Genomic DNA, 20,259 nt, shown 5'->3' with positions numbered 1-20,259 from the left:
TTTAAGCATGAGGATCATAATTTTATAAAGCGACAGTTTTAAAACAACGTTTTAAAGTGGATTATTTGGTTGCTGCTTTACCCTCTACTTTTTTTGCTGTTGCTGATTTTTGTGCAGCGGCATGGTGTTTTTGGCTATGGCCAGCTTTATGTTGTTTTTGCATTTGATGGGTTTTAACCGCTTGAGTCGAATGCTGTGCTGGAGTTGCTGCCATTGCAGAACCTGCGAAAATTGCTGTGGTGAATGCTGCAACAAGTAATGATGTAACTTTTTTCATGATCATATTCTCACTAAATAATTCGAGATCTGAACTAGATTCGATAATCATATCTTGGTGGATTTGTATGGAAACATCATGAAGTGCTTGTAGCGAAATTCAGTATAAATGAAATGATCATTGGTAAGATGAGTGGGGAATGGTAAGTGCTTTGATTTTTTAAGTTTTATTTAATTTTAATTAGTAAAGTATTGCCGTCATTTTAACTTGAACTAAGCCATTTAAATAAGTGCGTTTATTTTTAAAAATGAAGGAGTTTGTTATATATCATTTCAAGTATTATTTAGATAACGAAATTCTGATTACAGACTTAAATTGAGCATTTTGATCTTTTACTGCTACTCCACTATTGGAATGCCCCTCACATGAATAAGACAATCAGAAGAGCAACCATTAAGGACTTAATTGCAATTACTCAATTGATTGCGCCTTTTATTGATGAGTTTGCAATTAATGACAGTGGGCGACAACTGTTTTCCGCAAGTATGATTGAAAAAATGCTTGAGAATCCTGAAATTCACTATTTTGTTTATAGCGATCATCAGCAGATGATCGGTGTTATTGCGTATAAGAATCCGGCCCATTTGGTTCATTTCTTTATATCGAAAGAGAAGCAAGCTCAGGGAATTGGCCGAACAATGTGGGACTTTATTTTGCAGGAGGTGAAAAAGTCTGGTGTTTCAGTATTTACGGTAAATTCAAGCTGTAATGCACAACCTGTTTATGAACGATTTGGCTTTGTGGTGAAAGATGAAACCATTGAAAATCATGGGTTACGTTATGTTCCAATGTCCTTAAATCTGGTTAATACATAAAGCTGAAAATATGTGTTGTATATCTATAAGATGATTGATCAATGTTGTTGGTTTCAATGTCGGCAGGCTCAATAAAAACTCCGCATATTTGCGGAGTTTTTTATTGAAAGATTTTATAAGAATTAACCTTTGGTCATTTCTTCTAATGCATCCCAACGCTCCATTTTTTCAAGCAGCAGTTCATCAATCTCGCCAAGTCGTTGCGACGCTTTGGTGGCTGCATCTGCATCAGTCACAAACCAAGAACCATCTGCAAGTTTTGCAGTTAGTTCAGTTTGTTCTTTTTCTAAAGCTTCAATTTCTGCGGGTAACTGTTCTAAAGCACGTTGATCTTTATAACTCAACTTCACTTTTTTAACAGCTGGTTCAGCAGGCGTCGCAGCAGCTTCCGCTTTAGCAATGGCCTTTTTTACATCACTTTTCTGATCGACAACACGCTGATCTGGACGTTGTTCTAGATAGTCTTGATAGCCACCAATGTATTCATCGATATTGCCTTTACCATCAAATACCCAAGTTGATGTCACAACATTGTCCATAAATGCACGGTCATGAGAGATCAATAACAAAGTCCCTTTATAATCACTCAACATTTCTTCAAGTAATTCTAAAGTCACCATGTCTAAGTCGTTGGTTGGCTCATCCATTACGATAAGATTAGACGGTTTAAGCAATAACTTCGCCAAAAGGATACGATTACGCTCACCACCTGAAAGTGCTTTGACAGGAGTACGTGCGCGCTCAGGCGAGAATAAAAAGTCTTGTAAATAGCTGTAGATATGACGGCGACCACCATTAACATCGACAAAGTCTGAGCCTTCAGACACGTTGGCCATTACTGATTTTTCAAGATCTAGCGCATTACGTAATTGGTCAAAATAAGCCACTTCAAGTTGTGTACCTGTTTTTACCGAACCACCATGTTCAAGTGCACCTAAAATTGCTTTGATCAAGGTGGTCTTACCTACACCATTGTCACCCACTAAACCAATACGGTCGCCACGTAGTACTAATGCAGAGAAATCTTTAATAATTGGTGCATTATCACCAAAAGCCACACTTAAGTGTTCAATATCGAACACCAATTTACCTGAACGATTTGCCTCTTGAGTTGCCATGCTCACTTTACCTTGTTGTGAGCGACGTGCTTTAGATTGTTCACGTAAATCTTTTAATGCACGTACACGACCTTCGTTACGGGTACGACGTGCTTTGATGCCTTGACGAATCCAAGTCTCTTCTTCAGCCAAGCGTTTATCAAACAGCGCATTCTGCTTTTCTTCAGCTTCCATTTGTTGTGCTTTTAAGTCGAGGTAGCGTGAGTAGTTACCTTCATAACTACGTAAAATACCACGATCCAATTCCACAATACGAGTCGCAATACTGTCAACAAAAGCACGGTCATGGGAAATAAATAACAGGGTCAGATTGTTTTGATCAAGTAAGAATTTCTCTAACCATTCAATACTTTCTACATCCAAATGGTTGGTTGGTTCGTCAAGTAATAAAACGTCAGGTTGCGTCAACAATGCACGTGCTAAAAGTACACGGCGTTTACGCCCTCCTGATAAATCAGCTAAATCCGCTTCAGGATCTAAGCCCATTTTGCTCAAGATAGAATTTACTTTGGTTTCTAATGCCCAACCATCGAGCAAATCCAGCTTATGTTGTAGGTTGCCCATACGATCACAAGCTTCCATATCACCTAATACACAAGCATCGCTGGCTTCGTGGTATTCTTTTAGGACGAGCGCGGCTTCTCCTGCACCTTCGGCAACAATATCTGCAACTTTGCCCGAATCCATCGGTACATCCTGAGCAAGCATAGAAATTGTAATACCATTTTGTAATGCAATTTCACCTTGATCAGGCAATAAACTTCCCTCAATCAGTTTGAGTAAAGTAGACTTACCTTCACCGTTACGACCAATCAGACAGACTCGTTCGCCTCGTTCTAAATTGAAGTTTGCGCCATCGAGCAGGGCAGGTCCACCAAACGCAAGTTGGACATCCCTTATAGTAATATAGGCCATACGGTTTCCTAAACATCCCACACTGAGGACTAAAAATGACTAAACATAAAAATATTGATGATCAGGCGTCATTTTCCGCACCCATAGAAGATTTGCAAGTCCGAATTGCATTTTTAGATGATTTAGTCGAACAATTAAATGATCAAGTAGCGCAACAAAGCTTGGAAATCGCTGATTTAAAAAAACAAATGCAGTTAATTTACCAACGTATAGAATCTGCTGATTTGTCAGAAGGTATTGCAGCATTTGACCCAATGACCAATCGTCCTCCGCATTATTGATCTAACGAAAGTGAAATATGAGTGGCTGAGGTGTGCTGAATCAAGAGTAAATTCACACATAGCAATGGTATTGGCAAAGGATTTGCATAACGCAAGCGCTAAATTTGTGGGTTAAGATGGATTATGAACTTAAAAAACCTCGAAGCATTTTATTGGGTGGTGACCTTAAACAGTTTTAATAAAGCCGCAACAAAGCTTCAAACGACTCAGCCTGCAATTTCTCAAAAAATTACTGCGATTGAGAATGATCTCGGTTTTAAAGTGCTTGATCGCCGTTCTCGTCAAATAAAAGCCACGCATAAGGGCATGACCTTATTTAAATATGCTGAAAAGTTTATGCGACTGGAAACAGACTTAGTGGCTGAACTCACAGAAAGTCAGTATTTAACAGGAACGATTCGTTTAGGGGTTTCCGAAACGATTGTCCATACTTGGCTAGTGGAATATATGGAGCAAGTCCAGCAAGAGTTTCCAAAAGTTTCCATTGAAATCGTGGTGAATTTAACTCCAGATTTACAAGAAGGTGTACGCACTGGTGATTTGGATATGGCGTTTTTACTGGGGCCAACTTTGCCTTTTGAATGTATAGAACGTTCATTGTGTGATTTTGAATTAAGCTTTCTGGCATCACCTTCATTTAAAGGTGGAATCGGGCAGATGTCATTGCGGGCATTGATGTCGCATACCATTTTAACCTATCCAAGAATTACCTATCCTTATAAAGAGCTCAAAGCAAAAATGAAAGAACAAAAGATAGATGAACCACTATCCATTACAAGTTATTCATTGGTCACATTATTACGTTTAGCTGAACAAGGTTTAGGGATTGCAGTGGTACCTAAACTAACGGCAATCAAAGAAATTTTAGATGGGCGATTGGAAATTTTGGATACGCCAATCCAATTAAAGACATTCCACTTTACCGCAATCTATACACAAGGCAATAACACCGCATTAAAAGAAAAGTTGACCGATTTAGCGGTTTTAACTTCGGAAAATGCCATGAAAAAGCTGAATAATAAAATTAGATAGTGAAGAATAAAACGGCATTTTATTCGGCTTTGGTTTTGATTTAAAAATTGCAAAAATATGAAATATTGATAATGAGAACTTATAGAAAGTGATAAATATTCATTATTAAATGATTTTAAAAATAATAAAAACATATGAATTCAATATCTTACGTTTAATAAATTTTGAATAAAGTCTTATTGTGACTCACCTTCGCCTATGCTTTTATTTGAAATACAGATTTGGTTCAGCATAACCAAAAAATCTTAAAAGTTTAAAGGATTAAAGAATTTCATATTTTAGAAAAATAGATGTTCTTTGTTTCACTTGAAATAGCGTTGATTAAGCTCAAATGGATGAGGAACGCCTACATGTCTTTATTGAAATCTTCTTTTTTATCTGACCGCCAATGGGCAATTGTTGCATCTATATTTATGATGGCAACATCGGCGATGGGGCCAGGTTTTCTAACCCAAACCGCTGTATTCACAGTGAAATTAGGTGCTGCATTTGGCTTTGCAATCCTAGTTTCGATCATTATTGATTACGTTGTTCAGCAAAACATTTGGCGTGTAGTTACCTTAACGCAAATGCGCGCTTCTGATATTGCCAATAAAGCTTTACCGGGGAGTGGTTACTTACTCGCATTTCTGGTTATTTTAGGTGGGTTTTTCTTTAGTATCGGTAACATTGCAGGTGCTGCACTGGGCTTAAATGCACTCTTTGGGTTGGATACCAAGGTCGGCGGCGTGCTGAGCGGTGCTTTGGCAATTCTGATTTTTGCCTCCAGAAAAGCCACACTGGCGATGGACAAGAGCATGATTATTTTGGGTTTACTCAAAATTGTTTTGATCGTGATCGTTGCATTTATTGTCATGCCACCTGTGGGGCAAGCCGTTCAACAAACTTTTGCACCTGATCAAATTGATTTCGCAATCATTACAACCATTGTTGGCGGTACAGTGGGTGGTTATATTTGCTACGCAGGCGCGCATCGCTTATTGGACAAAGGTGCTGTAGGACCAGAAAATATTGATGAAGTTGCCAGAGCCGCAACCAAAGGTATTGTGGTGGTCGGGATCATGCGTTATGTATTGTTCTTGGCATTCTTAGGGGTTGTGGTCAGCGGCGCAAATATCGATTTAGCAAGTCACGATGCCAATCCAGCTGCGCAAGCATTCCAATATGCTGCGGGTACATTTGGTTTTAAACTGTTTGGCTTGATTTTTTGGGCAGCGGGAATCAGTAGCACAATTGGTGCAGCTTATACCTCTGTTTCGTTTATGTCCGCATTTAAAAAGAACTTAACCACCAAACATACCAATTACCTCACGATTAGCTTTATCTCTTTAGCCCTGTTGCTTTACGTGATTCTAGGTGCAACACCAGCGGGCTTATTGATCTTTGTGGGTGGTTTTAATGGTTTGGTATTACCAATTGGTTTAACGATTTTTGTCTATGTTGCGGCATGTCGTAAAGACATGATGGGCAATTATAATTATCCAAAATGGTTGCTGGTTTTGGGTGTATTAACCTGCTTACTCACATGGTGGATGGGTTATATGTCATTCACGACGGTATTTAATTACCTCACCAAGCTTTAATCAACTTCACACTCAATTGAAAAGGAATGATCACAATGTATGTCGATTTAAATAGTGACTTGGGTGAAAGTTTTGGCTCATGGAAAATGGGCAATGATGAGCAAATTTTACCTGTTGTCAGTAGTGCTAATATTGCCTGTGGCTTCCATGCAGGTGACCCATTGGGAATATTGAAAACGCTTCAACAAGCAGTGCGATTAGATGTCACGATTGGTGCGCATGTTTCCTACCCAGATTTGGTTGGTTTTGGTCGCCGTAATATGGATCTGTCTCAAGACGAGCTGATTGCAGATGTGCTCTATCAAATTTCGGCACTTGATGGTTTGGCAAAAGTTGCTGGCTCCAAAGTGCAATATGTCAAGCCGCATGGGGCATTGTATAACACCGTAGCCAAAGATCCCGTACAAGCCGAAGCCGTGATTGAAGCCATTAAAATGTATAATCCAGCATTGGTACTGGTTGCTTTGGCTGGGTCAAATTTGGTTGCACAAGCACGTCAGGCAGGTCTAAAAGTGGTTTCAGAAGCCTTTGCTGATCGTGCTTATAACCGTGATGGTTCACTGGTTTCACGCCGTTTGGAGGGTGCTGTTTTGCATGATGCAGAGTTTGTGGCAAAACGTGTTGTTGCGATGTTAAAAAATGGCGGGGTTGAGTCAATTGATGGCATCTTTACTCCAATTCAAGCCGATACGATTTGTTTACATGGTGATACTGCTGGCGCATTAGAAATTTCCGCAGCGATTAAAGCTGAGCTGTTAAAAAACGACATTCAAGTTCGTTCATTTTGTGCATAAAACAATAAGGACAATACACATGTTTAAAGAGATTAAAGTCGATCCAGTTCAACTAAAAGCTGCATTGGATGCGCGACAACAAATTCGTGCGGGTTTTGATCAACCCACAGCAGGAATGGCTGCTGGAATGACACAAGTGAATATGATTTCTGTACCCAAAGACTGGGCATATGATTTCTTGTTGTATGCCCAGCGTAACCCACAAAGTTGCCCTGTGTTAGATGTTTTGGAAGAAGGCGTATACCACTCTCGATTGGCTGCTGACACAGACATTCGCACTGATTTTCCACGATATCGTGTTTGGAAAGACGGTGAAATGGTTGATGAGCTCACTGATGCGAGTGAGCTTTATAACGCGCATCCTGATTTAGTGACCTTTTTAATTGGCTGTAGTTTCTCCTTTGAAACAGCTTTACAAGACGCAGGGATTGAAGTGCGTCATATCCATGACAAGACCAATGTACCGATGTATTTGAGTAATATCGAATGCCTTTCTGCTGGACGTATTTCAGGGAATATGGTGGTTTCTATGCGCCCCATTCCTGCCCATCAAATAGCTGAGGCGGTAAAAATTACGGCGCGTATGCCGAGTGTTCATGGTGCTCCCGTACATATTGGTCATCCTGAAAGTTTAGGAATACGCGACATCAATCAGCCAGATTTTGGTGATGCCTCACGTATTGAACAGGGTGAAATTCCAGTATTTTGGGCATGTGGTGTAACGCCTCAAGCGGCAATCATGAACTCGAAAATCCCATTTGCCATTAGCCATGCACCAGGACATATGTTGATTACAGACATACCTGATCGTGCGTGGATGCGTTAAGACAAGAAAGGATCAGTAAATGCGATTTTTATCGGTAAATTCCGACAGTTTCTTGATTGAGCTTTCTAGTTTAGAAGAAACTTTGGCGTTATACAGTAAATTGCAAAATTTACACTTGAATGGAATCAAAGATTTAATTCCTGCTGCAAAAACAATTTTAATTTGTTTTAACGAAATCAAGACTGACTTTAAAACCTTGAGTGTTTTGATTGGTACGTTAAACCTTGATTCAGGTTTTGATCGCAATACGCAGGAAGTGATTATTCCGATTCGTTACGATGGCGAAGATTTAGTACAAGTGGCGGAACTGCAAGGCCTCTCTATAGCCGATCTGATATTAAAACATCATCAAAGTACTTGGGACGTTGCCTTTATTGGCTTTGCTCCAGGTTTTGCTTATATGAGTAGCCTTGATCTGCCCTTTACAGACGTTCCTCGTCTAAAGACACCGCGTAAAAAAATTCCATCAGGTTCACTTGGACTTGCTGGGCAATACTCAGGTATCTACCCAAAAGATAGTCCAGGTGGTTGGCAATTGATTGGAACAACGTCAGAAAAAATGTGGGATTTGGAGCGTCAAAATCCTGCGCTTTTACGACCAGGAATGCGGGTGCATTTTGAGGATATAACTCATCGGCCTGTATCTGTGGATGTGCCCAAGCAAATCACGCCACGACAAGATTTAACTTTAAAACACCCCTTATTTAAAATCACGGCATCTGGCTTGCAAGTTTCGATTCAAGATGAAGGACGTTTTCAGCACAGCAATATCGGTGTGGGGACAGCAGGTGCGATGGATGTGGTTTCGATGCATTGTGCCAATCGAATCGTGGGGAATCCAACGGATACGCCTGTGATTGAGGTACTCAATGGTGGTTTAAAAGCAGTCATGCAAAATTCAGCTGTCATTAGCGTGGCAGGTGCAATTTCCAATATCCATGTGAAATTTGCAGATGGTCAAAAAGTAGATTTTGACAGTTATCAAGCGATTGCACTGGATGAGGGAGATGAATTTCAAATTCAAACGCCGAGTGCAGGGTTACGCAATTACCTTGCGGTTCGTGGTGGTTTGGATATTCAACCCATTTTAAATAGCTGTTCTTTTGACAGTTTAGCCATTCTTGGTCCAGCCCCTTTAAAAACGGGTGATGTCATTTACCAAGGTCAAGTTGTCCCATCCAATATCAGCATCAACGAAGTGCCAAAATCCAATCTCCCGTCCCTTGGCGATACGATTGAACTTGATATTGTGATGGGACCTCGAACGGATTGGTTTGAGCAAAGCAGTATTGAAAAACTGTGCAATCAAGCATGGTTAGTGACTCATGAAAGTAATCGAGTGGGATTACGTTTATCTGGGAAAGCACCCTTAACACGTAAGATTCACCATGAATTGGAAAGCGAAGGCACATGTATTGGTGCTTTGCAGATTCCACCCAATGGTCAACCTGTATTGTTTATGAATGATCACCCATTAACAGGTGGTTATCCTGTGATTGCTTCGGTTGCCAAGCATCATTGGGATTTGGTGGCACAAATACCTGCGGATTGCCATATCAAATTTAGAAAAATCGCCGAATTTGTAGATATCGAGAACTAAGATGAACCAGCAAAAATATGTAAATGAAAAATTATTGATTGCCAATCGTGGTGAAATTGCTGTGCGTATTATCCATGCTTGTCGGGATATGGACATTGCTTCAGTGGCGATGTATGCAGATGACGATATTGGCAGTTTGCATGTCGAACTTGCAGATGAAGCGTGGGGTTTGGTTGGGGCAACTGCAAAAGAAACCTATTTAAATATTGATGCCATTATTGATATTGCTAAAAAATCAAAAGCCACGATGGTGCATCCGGGTTATGGTTTTTTGTCAGAACGGGCTGAGTTTGCACAAGCCGTGATTGACGCAGGATTGAAGTGGGTGGGTCCATCTCCTGAAGCAATTACCAAGTTGGGTGACAAAATTGAAGCACGTAAAATCGCTGCTTCAGTAGGTGCTCCATTGGTACAAGGCACACAAGACCCTTTGAACAATGCAGATGAGGCTTTAGCTTTTGCAAAACAATATGGATTGCCAATTGCAATTAAAGCAGCCTTTGGTGGTGGTGGACGTGGCTTAAAAGTGGTTTGGAAACTTGAAGAAGTGAAAGAACTTTATGACTCTGCTGTACGTGAAGCACAAGCTGCATTTGGTCGAGGTGAATGTTTTGTTGAGCAATACTTAGATAATCCACGTCATGTTGAAGCGCAAGTTATTGCTGATTTACATGGAAATGTTGTGGTTTTAGGCACACGCGATTGTTCTTTACAGCGTCGTAATCAAAAATTAGTTGAGGAATCTCCAGCACCATTTATCAGTGACAAGATTTACCAAGAGATTTTAACTTCAGCAAAAAATATTTGTCAGGCTGCTCATTATGTTGGAGCAGGGACAGTCGAGTATTTATTGAGTCAAAACGGGACGCTATCATTTTTAGAAGTCAATACGCGGTTGCAAGTTGAACATCCTGTGACGGAGGAAACAGCGCGCGTTGATTTGGTGGTTGAGCAAATTCAGGTGGCTTTGGGCGAAGAGTTATCGATCAAAGAAACCCCTAAAGCACAAGGTCATGCCATTGAGTTTCGTATCAATGCAGAAGACCCTAGCCGTGGTTTTATTCCAGCATTTGGTACACTAAGTTTATTTGAAGCACCTTTTGGTCATGGTGTGCGTGTCGATACTGGCGTGCGCACAGGCTCTCTGGTTTCCAGCCATTTCGATTCTTTAATGGCAAAGCTGATTGTGACGGGGGAAACGCGTGAAATCGCAATACGCCGCGCAAAACGTGCTTTAAAGCAGTTTAAAATTGAGGGTGTGGCTTCAGTTTTAGATTTTCATCGAGCCGTGCTGAATGAGCCTGATTTTATCGACGAATTTAAAGTACATACGCGTTGGATTGAAAATGACTTTAAACAAGACTTAAAATCAACTCGACGTGCGATTCCTCAGCATCAACAGCCTATGATTTTGAGTTATATTGAAATAGATGGAAAATTACATCGTCTAGGGTTACCTGCAGGGATGTTTGCTCAAGGTGCAGTTCAGGCTGATCTACAACAGACGCAAACACCAGAGTTAGCGCTTAAACCTGAAGATGTACAAGCACCCATTAATGGGGCAATCATTTCTTGGAAAGTCCAAGCTGGCGAGCACGTAAGTGCTGGGCAGGTTGTAGCAATTATGGAAGCAATGAAAATGGAAGTTCAAGTTTTGGCTCATCAAGATGGTCTAATTCAATTGCTTAAAGAGGTAGGTGCAACCTGTTATGCAGATCAAGTGATTGCAACAATCCAATGATATTTATCTTTAAAATTTAAAACTTATAAATTTAAATCAGGTGGAATTGGGAGTTTAGGATTAAATTTCCAATTTTATTTGACCTTTTGTTGAAAGCTAGTTGTAATGCTTGGCACTGTTCAGTCGCAAAATTTTTGACCATGCCGAATAAAGCTGTTCTTCTCGATCTTGAAAATAATATGCCTACAGCCAATATCCTGAGGGAGATTATTGAACATTACCCGACACTCTATCTTTTCAATTGCACAGGGCAATTTCAGTACTCTCTAGAAGACTTAACTGAGTTTTCAGGCTGGGTGAGCAGTGGCCAGGTGGTGATTTTAGAGGTACCGAATGCATCTGAAAAAGAATATGAATATGCAGTTGTGGTGGGACAACTATTGGCATTATTAGAACCTGAAATTAAGATTGACGTAATTTCTGCAGTGCCAAGCTGTCGCTTATTGTTAGATCTAATGCGTAGTGCTGATCTTGATTGCAGTTTTATTCAAGTTCAGTCGACGCTAGAGCGTCAACGCAACAAATACTCAATACCAAGTCTACAAGCGATTAAAAATAAGCCATATTTAATCATGGTGAAGAAGTATTGTGATGCTTTGGGAGAAATGACTGGCAAACCAAATACGATTGAGAAATTAAAAAATTCTATTGTTAATATTTTGCAAATTGTTCCAGAAAAAGCTCAACATCTTGTTGGAATGTTAATCAATTTGAAAATTGTCAAACGCTTTGATGATCAAGTTGCTTACCGTAAAAAAGTGTTGAAGCAATGGACAGCTCTTGATATTGAATCTCCTGTTTTAGTAAACCTAACTGAGACAGAATCCGTAGCACAAGCTAATATTAAAATTGAAAAAATTGATCAATTTTTAGAAAAATTATGTGCGGACTCGGATCGAGTTTTACAAGAAGTTGATCAGCAAGATTCGGTGAGTTTGGTACACAATGTTTTATTTAAAAACTTTGAAAAAATAGATCCTGTACAAATCGAAGTCATCCATAAATTGAATGATCTAAAAACAGATAAACCTAAAGATATTTATGCGTTACGAGATTTATTGGAACAAATGTTTCCAAAGTCAGATATTCGTTTATTGCTTAAAGAGTTGATTGAAAAAGGCTATATTTACTGGAATGGTCATGAAGTTGTTTATAGTCATGAAATGTACTTAAATTAGACCAAACTTGAAGTTATCAGAGCAAAACAAAAAAGCGATTAGATTTAATGTTAAACGCTTTTTTATTGAGTTATAGATCCTGTTTTGATAAGTCTGTACGTTCTTATAAATTTGCGACACCTCCATCTATTAATAGTTCGCTACCCACTATAAATTTAGCTTCATCTGAAGCAAGATAAATAAAGGCATTGGCGATTTCTATAGGATCTGCCAATCTTTTAATTGGTACCAGATTTTCAATACTGACTTTAAGTTGTTCGGTCTTAGCGGGGGTATTGGCGACTTTGTTAAGGGCTGGTGTTAAAGTTGGTCCTGGGGAGAGTAAGTTAAAACGTATTTGATGCGCTAAAAGCTCTCTAGATAATGTTTTGGCTAAAGAGCGTAAAGCGATTTTAGATGCGGCGTAAACGCTACTTTTCTCTAAGGCAATATGAATACTGGTCGAACCACATAAAATGACTGAGGCATGGGGATTGATCATTGAAAGCAAATTTTGAATAAGAAAAAATGGGCCTTTTACATTGGTGTTGAAAATCACATCGAATTGTTCAGTTGTCCATTGACCAAATGCCTCATGTGTGACATTACCAGCATTGATATAAATTACATCGAATTTAATTGATAATTCTTGTATTTTTTGAGTGAAATTATCTTGAGATGCTAAATTGGAATGATCACATGAGATGCCCAAGCTTTGCGTACCGAGTTGATTTTGTGTTTGCAAAATTTGGTCTTGATTTCTGCCTGTAAATACAACAAAAGCACCTTCTTCTATTGCTCGTTGTGCGGCTACAAAACCGATTCCACTGGTTGCACCTGTAATTAAAACCGTTTTATTCTTTAATCGCATATTGTTCACTAAATTGTCTAAAGACTCTTATATTGTGGAAATTTATTTGCGAAAGTAAGTACTTACCAATTGGTGACTTAGTCGTTGTTTGGTTTGAAATAGACTAAACTCATATACTATAAAATGTAGCTTTATGTAAGGTGAAAAATAATGACACTGCAATATGAGCAAAATTGTTCGATTATGCGATTTGTTGCATTATTTTCAGGAAAATGGGTGTTGCCGATTGTCTATCATCTTATTGAAGCAAAACATCCTGTTCGGTTTAGCCAATTACAAAAGGCTTTAGCGCCTATTCCCCAAAAAGAGCTATCGAAACATTTAAAATTGCTTGAGCGATACCAACTTATAACAAAGCAGATTTACCCAGAAGTACCACCTAGAGTGGAATATCAAATCACCGAATTGGGACAAACGTTGGAAAACTCTATTCAGTCATTGGGAATCTGGATGGAGTTTTATGAAAAAAATATGAATGAAAAATAAGAGATTAAACTGACCTCAAAATGAGTAATTGCAGGTAATTTTAATTTTAAACTTGCGTTTTATATTCAGCTTATGCAACTCTAATATAGGAATTAAAAGGTGAACTATGGAACACACTGGTCTTTGGGTTGCGCTCGTTATTATTGTTTTTGTATTGGGCTCGATTTTTGGCTTACGCGTAAGCCCTAGAGAAAAAGCATTAGGTTTAATGCGAGAGAAAGCACGTAAGATGGGCTTACACCCACGTTTAGTGGCTGCACCAGAGTGGACGAAAATCCCAATGGCAACAGAGTCTCGTGCGAGTATGGTGGCTTATTATAGTGTACTTATTCCAGATGCACGCTTAGCTTTGATGCGCGCCCGTGTAGCAGAGCAAAAGCTTCAAGTGGTCCTCGGTGATGAGAAATTTAAAGATTTTCCCATTGCATTAAAAGGGATTTATGCTATTGATATGCAGGCCAACTGTGTAGGGCTTTATTGGGATGAAGAATCTGACCTCAGAGCAACACAGCTTGATGATATGAAGGCATATTTACTTACATTGGCTGAAATTTAACTTAATAATAGGAACAGTGGTTTATTATGGCGAACGCTCCTCGGTCCACATCCAAAAGCACAACAGCAAATTCTCCTGATGCTGGGAAAAAACGTGCACTAGTGATTGTGGAGTCGCCTGCAAAAGCGAAAACGATTAATAAATATTTAGGCTCAAATTACATTGTGAAGTCTTCGGTAGGTCATGTTCGTGACTTGCCTACAGGTGGTTCAAGTAAATCGACAGAAAAAAAACCAGCAACACGTACCAAATTGACGGATGAACAGAAGGCTGAAAAGGCACAATCCGCTTTAGTCAATCGTATGGGGGTTGATCCTGAGCATGGCTGGAAAGCTAAATATGAAGTGCTTCCAGGCAAAGAACATGTCGTCGCTGAACTGAAAAAACTGGCCAAAGATGCAGATGAAATCTATCTCGCAACGGATTTGGATAGAGAAGGGGAAGCGATTGCTTGGCATTTAAGAGAAGTGATTGGTGGTGATGATAGCCGTTACCATCGTGTAGTCTTTAACGAGATTACCAAAAATGCCATTCAAGAAGCATTTAAGCAACCTACACGACTAGATTTAAACCGTGTGAATGCGCAACAGGCTCGTCGCTTTCTCGACCGCGTGGTTGGCTTTATGGTTTCACCATTACTGTGGGAAAAGATTGCGCGTGGCCTCTCTGCAGGGCGTGTACAGTCGGTTGCGGTAAAATTGGTGGTCGAGCGTGAACGTGAGATTCGTGCCTTTATTCCTGAAGAATACTGGCAAGTTTTTGCAGATACCCAATCTGCAAAAGATGAAATTCGTTTAGAAGCAGTCAAGCAAGCTGGCAAAACATTAAAATTACAAAATAAAGCGCAAACTGATGCTTTATTGAAAATTTTAAAAAATGCTGAATATAAAGTTGCAACACGCGAAGATAAGCCAACTAAGGTCAATCCAAGTGCGCCTTATATAACGTCAACTTTGCAACAAGCTGCTAGTACTCGCTTAGGTTTCTCAGTGAAGAAAACCATGATGCTGGCACAGCGCTTATATGAAGCTGGTTTTATTACTTATATGCGTACTGACTCAACATTCTTGAGTGATGATGCTGTCAGTATGGTGCGTAATCATATTGAAACTGAATTTGGTGCAAAGTACTTACCTGCTAAAGCAAATCGTTATGGGAATAAAGCCAATGCGCAAGAAGCCCATGAAGCGATTCGTCCTTCCAATGTTGCCTTAAAAGGCGATAGTTTGGCGGGTGTTGAGCGTGATGCACAACGTTTATATGATTTGATCTGGCGTCAATTTGTTGCATGTCAAATGACTCCAGCAGAGTATTTATCCTCAACGATTTTGGTTGATGCCAATGGTGTAGAACTCAAGGCCAAAGGTCGTACTTTAGTTTTTGATGGTTTTACCAAAGTGCGTGGTCAGAACAAGTCTGATGATGATGTTTTATTACCAGCAGTCAAAGTGGGTGAAATTCTAAAACTTGAGAAACTTGATCCTTCTCAACATTTCACTAAACCCCCTGCACGTTTTACTGAAGCATCTTTAGTTAAAGAATTAGAAAAACGTGGTATTGGTCGTCCATCTACCTATGCTGCGATTATTTCTACGATTCAAGATCGTGGCTATGTCAAACTCGACAATCGGCGTCTTTTTGCAGAGAAGATGGGAGAAATTGTTACCGATCGTCTAGACGAGAATTTTAATAACCTGATGAATTATGCATTTACTGCAGATTTGGAAGGTCAATTGGATAAAGTTGCAGATGGTGAACGTAATTGGAAAGAGCTGTTAGATAGTTTCTACGGTGATTTTAAAAAGCGTTTAACTACAGCACAGGGTGAAAACGGTATGCGCCGTAATCAACCTGTAGAAGTTGAAGCTGTTCACTGTAAAGAATGTGAACGTCCGATGCAGATTCGTACTGGTACAACGGGTGTCTTCCTTGGTTGTTCTGGCTACAACTTGCCACCAAAAGAACGCTGTAAAGGGACGTTGAATTTAACACCAGTTGAGTCGTTGGCTATACTTTCTGATGATGACAGTGCTGAAACTGCTGACTTAATGTCGAAAAAACGTTGTCCAATATGTGGTACGGCAATGGACAGCTATGTGATTGATGGTGGTCGCAAGTTACATATTTGTGGTAATAACCCGGATTGTGATGGTTACGAGCTGGAAGAAGGCGAGTTCAAAATCAAGGGTTATGATGGTCCAACCATTCCATGTGATAAATGTGATGGCGAGATGCAGTTAAAAACAGGTCGTTTTGGTCCATATTTCGCTTGTATGAGTTGTGACAATACCCGTAAAGTTCTGAAAAATGGTCAGCCAGCGCCACCTCGTGTCGACCCAATCAAAATGGAACATTTACGTTCAGTCAAACATGATGATTACTTTGTTCTACGTGATGGAGCAGCGGGGTTATTCTTGGCTGCAAGCAAATTCCCTAAAGTACGCGAAACACGTGCACCGAAGGTTGCGGAGTTACGTTCAGTTGCAGATCAACTTGATCCTAAGTATCAGTTTATCTTGCAAGCACCTGATCAAGATCCAGATGGTAATCCAACATTGGTTAAGTTTAGCCGTAAAAACCAAGCGCAATATATTGGTTCAGAGACCCCAGAAGGTAAACAAACCAAATGGTCTTTGGTCTACCAAGATGGGAAATGGGTAGAAGCTTAATTCATAGATATTTAAAAATGCTGGCCTAGGTCAGCATTTTTATTGCAATTAAAAATTGAGAATATAATCAATGTGGAAAAAGATTCGAGTTGGTATTTTACTGATCATTCTGCTGATTGTTGCAGTGAATGCTTGGCGTGATATGAACCAAGATTGGAGCAAGCCCATCTTTGTTTTATTACATCCAATTAATGCAGATGGTCAACGCTCCACATCAGTCTATATTCAGCAAATTTCAACAGATGATCTTGAAGAAATTAAACATTATTTAAGTTTGCAGTCTCAAGTATTTCGTGGACAACCGATTTCGTTCCATTTTCAACTTGGACGTGAATTAGATACTTTGCCACCTAAGTTTCCAGAATCAGGCCGTATATTGGATACAGTTCTGTGGAGCTTAAAATTTAGATTTTATGCATGGAAACAGCATCAAGGAGAAGATGGCTCACCATCGGTGACCCTGTATTTAAATTATTATGATCCGAAGTTGCTGAAAGTATTGAAGCACTCCACTGCATTGGAACGAGGACGTATTGGCTCGGTGAATCTATTTGCATCGCGAAAGCAAAGTTCGAGTAATAAGGTTGTTCTTGTACATGAGTTGTTACATACCTTTGGCGCCAAAGATAAATATGATTTTAAAACAGGGCAGCCACTCTATCCAACAGGCTATGCAAATCCTGAGCAACAACCACGCTACCCGCAACCACGTGCAGAAATCATGGGTGGATATATTCCGCTTTCAGAAAGTAAAAGCAAAACACCTGAAGAACTAGCAGATACTATGATCAGTCGACTCACTGCACAAGAAATGGGATGGGTGAAGTAGCATATAGACCTGTGCAATTTATCGCTAAGATTCTGCTCAAATAAAGCTTTATTTTCGTATAGATGCAGATTTTATACAGACAAACAACTGAATTAGATCAACAATAAAATCAATGAATAACAACCAAGAGAAGAATATGCGTACTGTAGGAAATGATTTAGTTCGTCATCAACTCCATGAAAACCGTAAATGGTATCTTCTGCTTGGAGCTTTATTGGTGATTTTTGGATTAGTGCTATTGGCTTCACTGAGTATGGCAACATTGACAGTTGTTGCATTGTTTGGTGCTTTAATGATGATCGGTGGGGCTTTACACCTGATTGCAGCATTTAAAATTTTTGATGGCGGTTTCCGTTGGCTTTGGGCGTTGTTTGGTGTGTTGTATATCGCAGCGGGTTATTATGCCTTTAAATCTCCGATTACCACTGCAGTGGTATTAACCAATTTACTGGCAATTGCTTTATTGATTGGCGGTTTTATTCGTATTTTTAATGCTTTTATGTTGAAACCAATGTCTGGATGGGGTTGGACATTATTTTCAGGGCTTTTAACATTGGCAACAGGCGCAATTATTTTGGCATCACCTGATTCTCCTTTTTGGGTACTCGGATTATTTTTAGGTGTGGATATTTTATTCCAAGGAGTGAACTATCTTACCTTCGCAGCAGCAATTAAACACATCCCTCCAGCGAGTCATTAAGGTTTCACTTGATATTTGAAATCGTATACGCTTTTAATAAAATGCCTGATGAATGACATCAGGCATTTTGCATTTTGGCGTAAATATTTATGCAACTAGAGCAGTATTCAGTTAAATCTTATCTTAATTAACACGCTTGAAAAGCGAAGTGTTGCCTAGATAAATTGATTAAAGTGCTAAAACGCAGCTTACTTTGCAACTTTATACTGGCTAGAAATGGCGATACGGTTCCATGTATTGATCACAATCGCAATCCATTCAATCGCTGTAATTTCATCACTAGATAAATGCTGTGCAGCTTGCTCATAAGCGTTATCTGGAAAATGTTGATTGGCAATTAAAGTAATCTCTTCAATTAAAACTAAGGCCGCACGTTCTTTTTCAGTAAAGTATTCACTCTCACGCCAAGCACTAATCAAGGCAATACGATCGGTTGACTCGCCCGCTTTAATTGCATCTTGGGTATGCATACGAACACAGAAAGCACATTGGTTAATTTGCGAGGCTCTTAATTTGAGCAAATGAGAGAATCCAACATCAAGCCCAGCTTGCTGAACTTTTTGCATAGATAAATTTTCAAGCTCGATGACCGTTTTATATAGTTCTGGGGCGGTCTTCCCAAGGTTTACACGTTGCATAGTTGTCATTTCTTTAGTCTTAATTATGAATTTATTAGTTTATCTATACTCGAAAAATCGTTATGTTAATTTTTGAATCTCATCAAAATGCATTTGCTCATGTCTAAAGTTTTTGTTCTTGCGCCTGACTCATTTAAAGAAAGTATGACAGCCGAACAAGCTTGTTTTGCAATGCAACGTGGCATTGAAAAAGTCATTGCTGATGCACAGTTTATTCATGTACCTATGGCAGATGGTGGTGAGGGAACAGTCGATGCTTTGGTCGCTGCACGAAGTGGTCGTAAAGTATATATTGAGGTCACTGGTCCATTGGTTCAGCAACGAATATCCACCTATTGGGGATTAATTGATGGCGGTCAAACGGCTGTTATAGAAATGGCGATGGCAAATGGTATTCATTTGATCGAAAAATCCCAACGTAATCCTTTGGTGACATCAACTCTGGGTACAGGGGAAATGATTAAAGCCGCTTTAGATTTGGGTGTTGATAAAATCATTATTGGTCTAGGTGGGAGCGTCACCAATGATGCTGGTGCTGGGATGGCACAGGCTTTAGGGGCAAAATTTTTAGATGAAAACAACCATCCTGTAGATGTGGGTGGTGGGCAGCTTCAACAGATCAAAAGCATTGATCTTTCACAACTCGATGTGCGTTTAAAAGCGACTGAGATTATTATTGCCAGTGATGTAAACAATCCATTATGTGGTCCAAATGGTGCTTCTTTTATTTTTGCACCACAGAAAGGAGCAACTGCTGAGATGGTTGGGATCTTAGATCAAAATCTTGATCATTTTGCTATGTTGGTGAAACAACAATTGCATGTGGATGTGGCAAATATTCAGGGTGCTGGTGCTGCAGGCGGTTTGGGTTTCGGACTTATGGCTTTTACAGGAGCAAAAATACGCTCTGGTATAGAAATCGTGATTAAAGAAACCCAACTTGAGGAAAAAATTGCCCAAGCAGATTATGTGTTTACTGGTGAGGGCGGGATTGATTTTCAAACTAAGTTTGGCAAAACACCTTTTGGGGTAGCACAAGTTGCTAAGCAGTTGAATAAACCTGTGATTGCTTTTGCAGGGCATATCGGTGAAGGCGCCGAGGAGCTTTATGCAGAAGGCTTTAGCGCAATTTTTGGTATTGTTGATGGTGCATGTGATTTAGCCACGGCATTAAAGCACGGTGAGCAAAATTTAGAACGCTGTAGTGAAAATGTGACACGGTTGTTAAGGTTATAAGCTGTTTTTATTGTTGAAGCCTTTCTTTAATCTCTCCAAAAGATAGGGGAATTTTATTGTCTTGAGTTTTTCTTCATTTTTATGTCCTGATTTAAGCGTCAATTCACGACTTGATTCTTGGGTTAAAATGCATAA

18 protein-coding genes and 1 pseudogene are annotated in these 20,259 nt (G+C 39.6%); 15 read left to right on the top strand and 4 right to left on the bottom strand.

Annotation, left to right across the window (positions count from 1 at the left end; genetic code table 11):
• Positions 1-61: 61 nt before the first annotated feature.
• Complete coding sequence (locus tag AC2G3J_RS17640) at positions 62-277, bottom strand: hypothetical protein (protein WP_224964682.1); 216 nt, start codon at positions 275-277, stop codon at positions 62-64.
• A 365-nt stretch (positions 278-642) separates the two neighbouring features.
• Here AC2G3J_RS17640 and AC2G3J_RS17635 point away from each other — a divergent pair, with 365 nt between their 5' ends.
• The gene (locus AC2G3J_RS17635; protein WP_336952184.1) at positions 643-1,092 is read left to right on the top strand and encodes a GNAT family N-acetyltransferase; all 450 of its coding nucleotides are present in this window, start codon (positions 643-645) and stop codon (positions 1,090-1,092) included.
• Between the two features lie 122 nt (positions 1,093-1,214).
• Here AC2G3J_RS17635 and AC2G3J_RS17630 read toward each other — a convergent pair whose 3' ends face one another.
• A complete protein-coding gene (locus AC2G3J_RS17630) occupies positions 1,215-3,125 on the bottom strand; it encodes an ATP-binding cassette domain-containing protein (RefSeq protein ID WP_336952182.1) in 1,911 nt (636 codons plus the stop codon).
• 35 nt (positions 3,126-3,160) lie between these two features.
• On the opposite strand from AC2G3J_RS17630, the gene AC2G3J_RS17625 reads away from it, so the two are divergent.
• The 8 genes and pseudogenes from AC2G3J_RS17625 (at position 3,161) to AC2G3J_RS17590 (ending at position 12,160) form a co-directional block, all read left to right on the top strand.
• Complete coding sequence (locus tag AC2G3J_RS17625) at positions 3,161-3,406, top strand: SlyX family protein (RefSeq protein WP_004718047.1); 246 nt, start codon at positions 3,161-3,163, stop codon at positions 3,404-3,406.
• A gap of 123 nt (positions 3,407-3,529) precedes the next feature.
• Positions 3,530-4,438, top strand: coding sequence for a LysR family transcriptional regulator MumR (gene mumR / locus AC2G3J_RS17620; protein ID WP_336952181.1), 909 nt, complete (start codon positions 3,530-3,532; stop codon positions 4,436-4,438).
• A 331-nt stretch (positions 4,439-4,769) separates the two neighbouring features.
• Positions 4,770-6,021, top strand: a pseudogene (locus AC2G3J_RS17615) (NRAMP family divalent metal transporter).
• A 35-nt stretch (positions 6,022-6,056) separates the two neighbouring features.
• Positions 6,057-6,815 carry a LamB/YcsF family protein gene (locus tag AC2G3J_RS17610; RefSeq protein ID WP_483770377.1) on the top strand — a complete coding sequence of 253 codons (759 nt, stop codon included), beginning with the start codon at positions 6,057-6,059 and terminating at the stop codon, positions 6,813-6,815.
• A 19-nt stretch (positions 6,816-6,834) separates the two neighbouring features.
• Positions 6,835-7,641 carry a putative hydro-lyase gene (locus AC2G3J_RS17605; protein ID WP_336952178.1) on the top strand — a complete coding sequence of 269 codons (807 nt, stop codon included), beginning with the start codon at positions 6,835-6,837 and terminating at the stop codon, positions 7,639-7,641.
• 19 nt (positions 7,642-7,660) lie between these two features.
• Entirely contained in the window at positions 7,661-9,241 is a 1,581-nt protein-coding gene (locus AC2G3J_RS17600; protein ID WP_336952177.1) for a 5-oxoprolinase subunit B/C family protein, read from the top strand.
• A 1-nt stretch (position 9,242) separates the two neighbouring features.
• A complete protein-coding gene (locus AC2G3J_RS17595; protein WP_483770376.1) occupies positions 9,243-10,982 on the top strand; it encodes an acetyl/propionyl/methylcrotonyl-CoA carboxylase subunit alpha in 1,740 nt (579 codons plus the stop codon).
• A gap of 140 nt (positions 10,983-11,122) precedes the next feature.
• Positions 11,123-12,160: a hypothetical protein gene (locus AC2G3J_RS17590; RefSeq protein ID WP_419327074.1), complete on the top strand. Its 1,038-nt coding sequence runs from the start codon at positions 11,123-11,125 to the stop codon at positions 12,158-12,160.
• 103 nt (positions 12,161-12,263) lie between these two features.
• Here the strand turns inward: AC2G3J_RS17590 and AC2G3J_RS17585 are convergent, their stop codons facing one another.
• Positions 12,264-13,010 carry an SDR family oxidoreductase gene (locus AC2G3J_RS17585; RefSeq protein WP_483770375.1) on the bottom strand — a complete coding sequence of 249 codons (747 nt, stop codon included), beginning with the start codon at positions 13,008-13,010 and terminating at the stop codon, positions 12,264-12,266.
• Between the two features lie 150 nt (positions 13,011-13,160).
• Between AC2G3J_RS17585 and AC2G3J_RS17580 the strand changes: the two genes are divergently transcribed.
• The 5 genes from AC2G3J_RS17580 (at position 13,161) to AC2G3J_RS17560 (ending at position 18,250) form a co-directional block, all read left to right on the top strand.
• Positions 13,161-13,496 carry a winged helix-turn-helix transcriptional regulator gene (locus AC2G3J_RS17580; protein WP_336952173.1) on the top strand — a complete coding sequence of 112 codons (336 nt, stop codon included), beginning with the start codon at positions 13,161-13,163 and terminating at the stop codon, positions 13,494-13,496.
• A gap of 106 nt (positions 13,497-13,602) precedes the next feature.
• On the top strand, positions 13,603-14,052 hold the full coding sequence (locus tag AC2G3J_RS17575; protein WP_419819653.1) for an ammonium transporter: 450 nt from the start codon (positions 13,603-13,605) through the stop codon (positions 14,050-14,052).
• 26 nt (positions 14,053-14,078) lie between these two features.
• Entirely contained in the window at positions 14,079-16,721 is a 2,643-nt protein-coding gene (gene topA / locus AC2G3J_RS17570) for a type I DNA topoisomerase (RefSeq protein WP_419327063.1), read from the top strand.
• A 70-nt stretch (positions 16,722-16,791) separates the two neighbouring features.
• On the top strand, positions 16,792-17,550 hold the full coding sequence (locus AC2G3J_RS17565; protein ID WP_336952169.1) for a hypothetical protein: 759 nt from the start codon (positions 16,792-16,794) through the stop codon (positions 17,548-17,550).
• A gap of 136 nt (positions 17,551-17,686) precedes the next feature.
• A complete protein-coding gene (locus AC2G3J_RS17560; protein WP_336952580.1) occupies positions 17,687-18,250 on the top strand; it encodes an HdeD family acid-resistance protein in 564 nt (187 codons plus the stop codon).
• A gap of 188 nt (positions 18,251-18,438) precedes the next feature.
• Here AC2G3J_RS17560 and AC2G3J_RS17555 read toward each other — a convergent pair whose 3' ends face one another.
• A complete protein-coding gene (locus AC2G3J_RS17555; protein ID WP_419359053.1) occupies positions 18,439-18,888 on the bottom strand; it encodes a carboxymuconolactone decarboxylase family protein in 450 nt (149 codons plus the stop codon).
• Between the two features lie 99 nt (positions 18,889-18,987).
• Between AC2G3J_RS17555 and AC2G3J_RS17550 the strand changes: the two genes are divergently transcribed.
• Positions 18,988-20,124: a glycerate kinase family protein gene (locus tag AC2G3J_RS17550; RefSeq protein WP_336952168.1), complete on the top strand. Its 1,137-nt coding sequence runs from the start codon at positions 18,988-18,990 to the stop codon at positions 20,122-20,124.
• Positions 20,125-20,259 lie beyond the last annotated feature (135 nt).

This window comes from Acinetobacter legionensis (assembly GCF_057165765.1).
The sequence above is the reverse complement of the archived record's forward strand: the minus strand, read 5'-3'. Positions and strand labels throughout refer to the sequence as shown.

Bases quoted from the DNA above. Each gene is read 5' to 3' on its own strand.
- AC2G3J_RS17640 (WP_224964682.1), bottom strand. From the start codon at position 277: ATGAAAAAAGTTACATCATTACTTGTTGCAGCATTCACCACAGCAATT.
- AC2G3J_RS17635 (WP_336952184.1), top strand. From the start codon at position 643: ATGAATAAGACAATCAGAAGAGCAACCATTAAGGACTTAATTGCAATT.
- AC2G3J_RS17630 (WP_336952182.1), bottom strand. From the start codon at position 3,125: ATGGCCTATATTACTATAAGGGATGTCCAACTTGCGTTTGGTGGACCT.
- AC2G3J_RS17625 (WP_004718047.1), top strand. From the start codon at position 3,161: ATGACTAAACATAAAAATATTGATGATCAGGCGTCATTTTCCGCACCC.
- mumR (WP_336952181.1), top strand. From the start codon at position 3,530: ATGAACTTAAAAAACCTCGAAGCATTTTATTGGGTGGTGACCTTAAAC.
- AC2G3J_RS17610 (WP_483770377.1), top strand. From the start codon at position 6,057: ATGTATGTCGATTTAAATAGTGACTTGGGTGAAAGTTTTGGCTCATGG.
- AC2G3J_RS17605 (WP_336952178.1), top strand. From the start codon at position 6,835: ATGTTTAAAGAGATTAAAGTCGATCCAGTTCAACTAAAAGCTGCATTG.
- AC2G3J_RS17600 (WP_336952177.1), top strand. From the start codon at position 7,661: ATGCGATTTTTATCGGTAAATTCCGACAGTTTCTTGATTGAGCTTTCT.
- AC2G3J_RS17595 (WP_483770376.1), top strand. From the start codon at position 9,243: ATGAACCAGCAAAAATATGTAAATGAAAAATTATTGATTGCCAATCGT.
- AC2G3J_RS17590 (WP_419327074.1), top strand. From the start codon at position 11,123: ATGCCGAATAAAGCTGTTCTTCTCGATCTTGAAAATAATATGCCTACA.
- AC2G3J_RS17585 (WP_483770375.1), bottom strand. From the start codon at position 13,010: ATGCGATTAAAGAATAAAACGGTTTTAATTACAGGTGCAACCAGTGGA.
- AC2G3J_RS17580 (WP_336952173.1), top strand. From the start codon at position 13,161: ATGACACTGCAATATGAGCAAAATTGTTCGATTATGCGATTTGTTGCA.
- AC2G3J_RS17575 (WP_419819653.1), top strand. From the start codon at position 13,603: ATGGAACACACTGGTCTTTGGGTTGCGCTCGTTATTATTGTTTTTGTA.
- topA (WP_419327063.1), top strand. From the start codon at position 14,079: ATGGCGAACGCTCCTCGGTCCACATCCAAAAGCACAACAGCAAATTCT.
- AC2G3J_RS17565 (WP_336952169.1), top strand. From the start codon at position 16,792: ATGTGGAAAAAGATTCGAGTTGGTATTTTACTGATCATTCTGCTGATT.
- AC2G3J_RS17560 (WP_336952580.1), top strand. From the start codon at position 17,687: ATGCGTACTGTAGGAAATGATTTAGTTCGTCATCAACTCCATGAAAAC.
- AC2G3J_RS17555 (WP_419359053.1), bottom strand. From the start codon at position 18,888: ATGCAACGTGTAAACCTTGGGAAGACCGCCCCAGAACTATATAAAACG.
- AC2G3J_RS17550 (WP_336952168.1), top strand. From the start codon at position 18,988: ATGTCTAAAGTTTTTGTTCTTGCGCCTGACTCATTTAAAGAAAGTATG.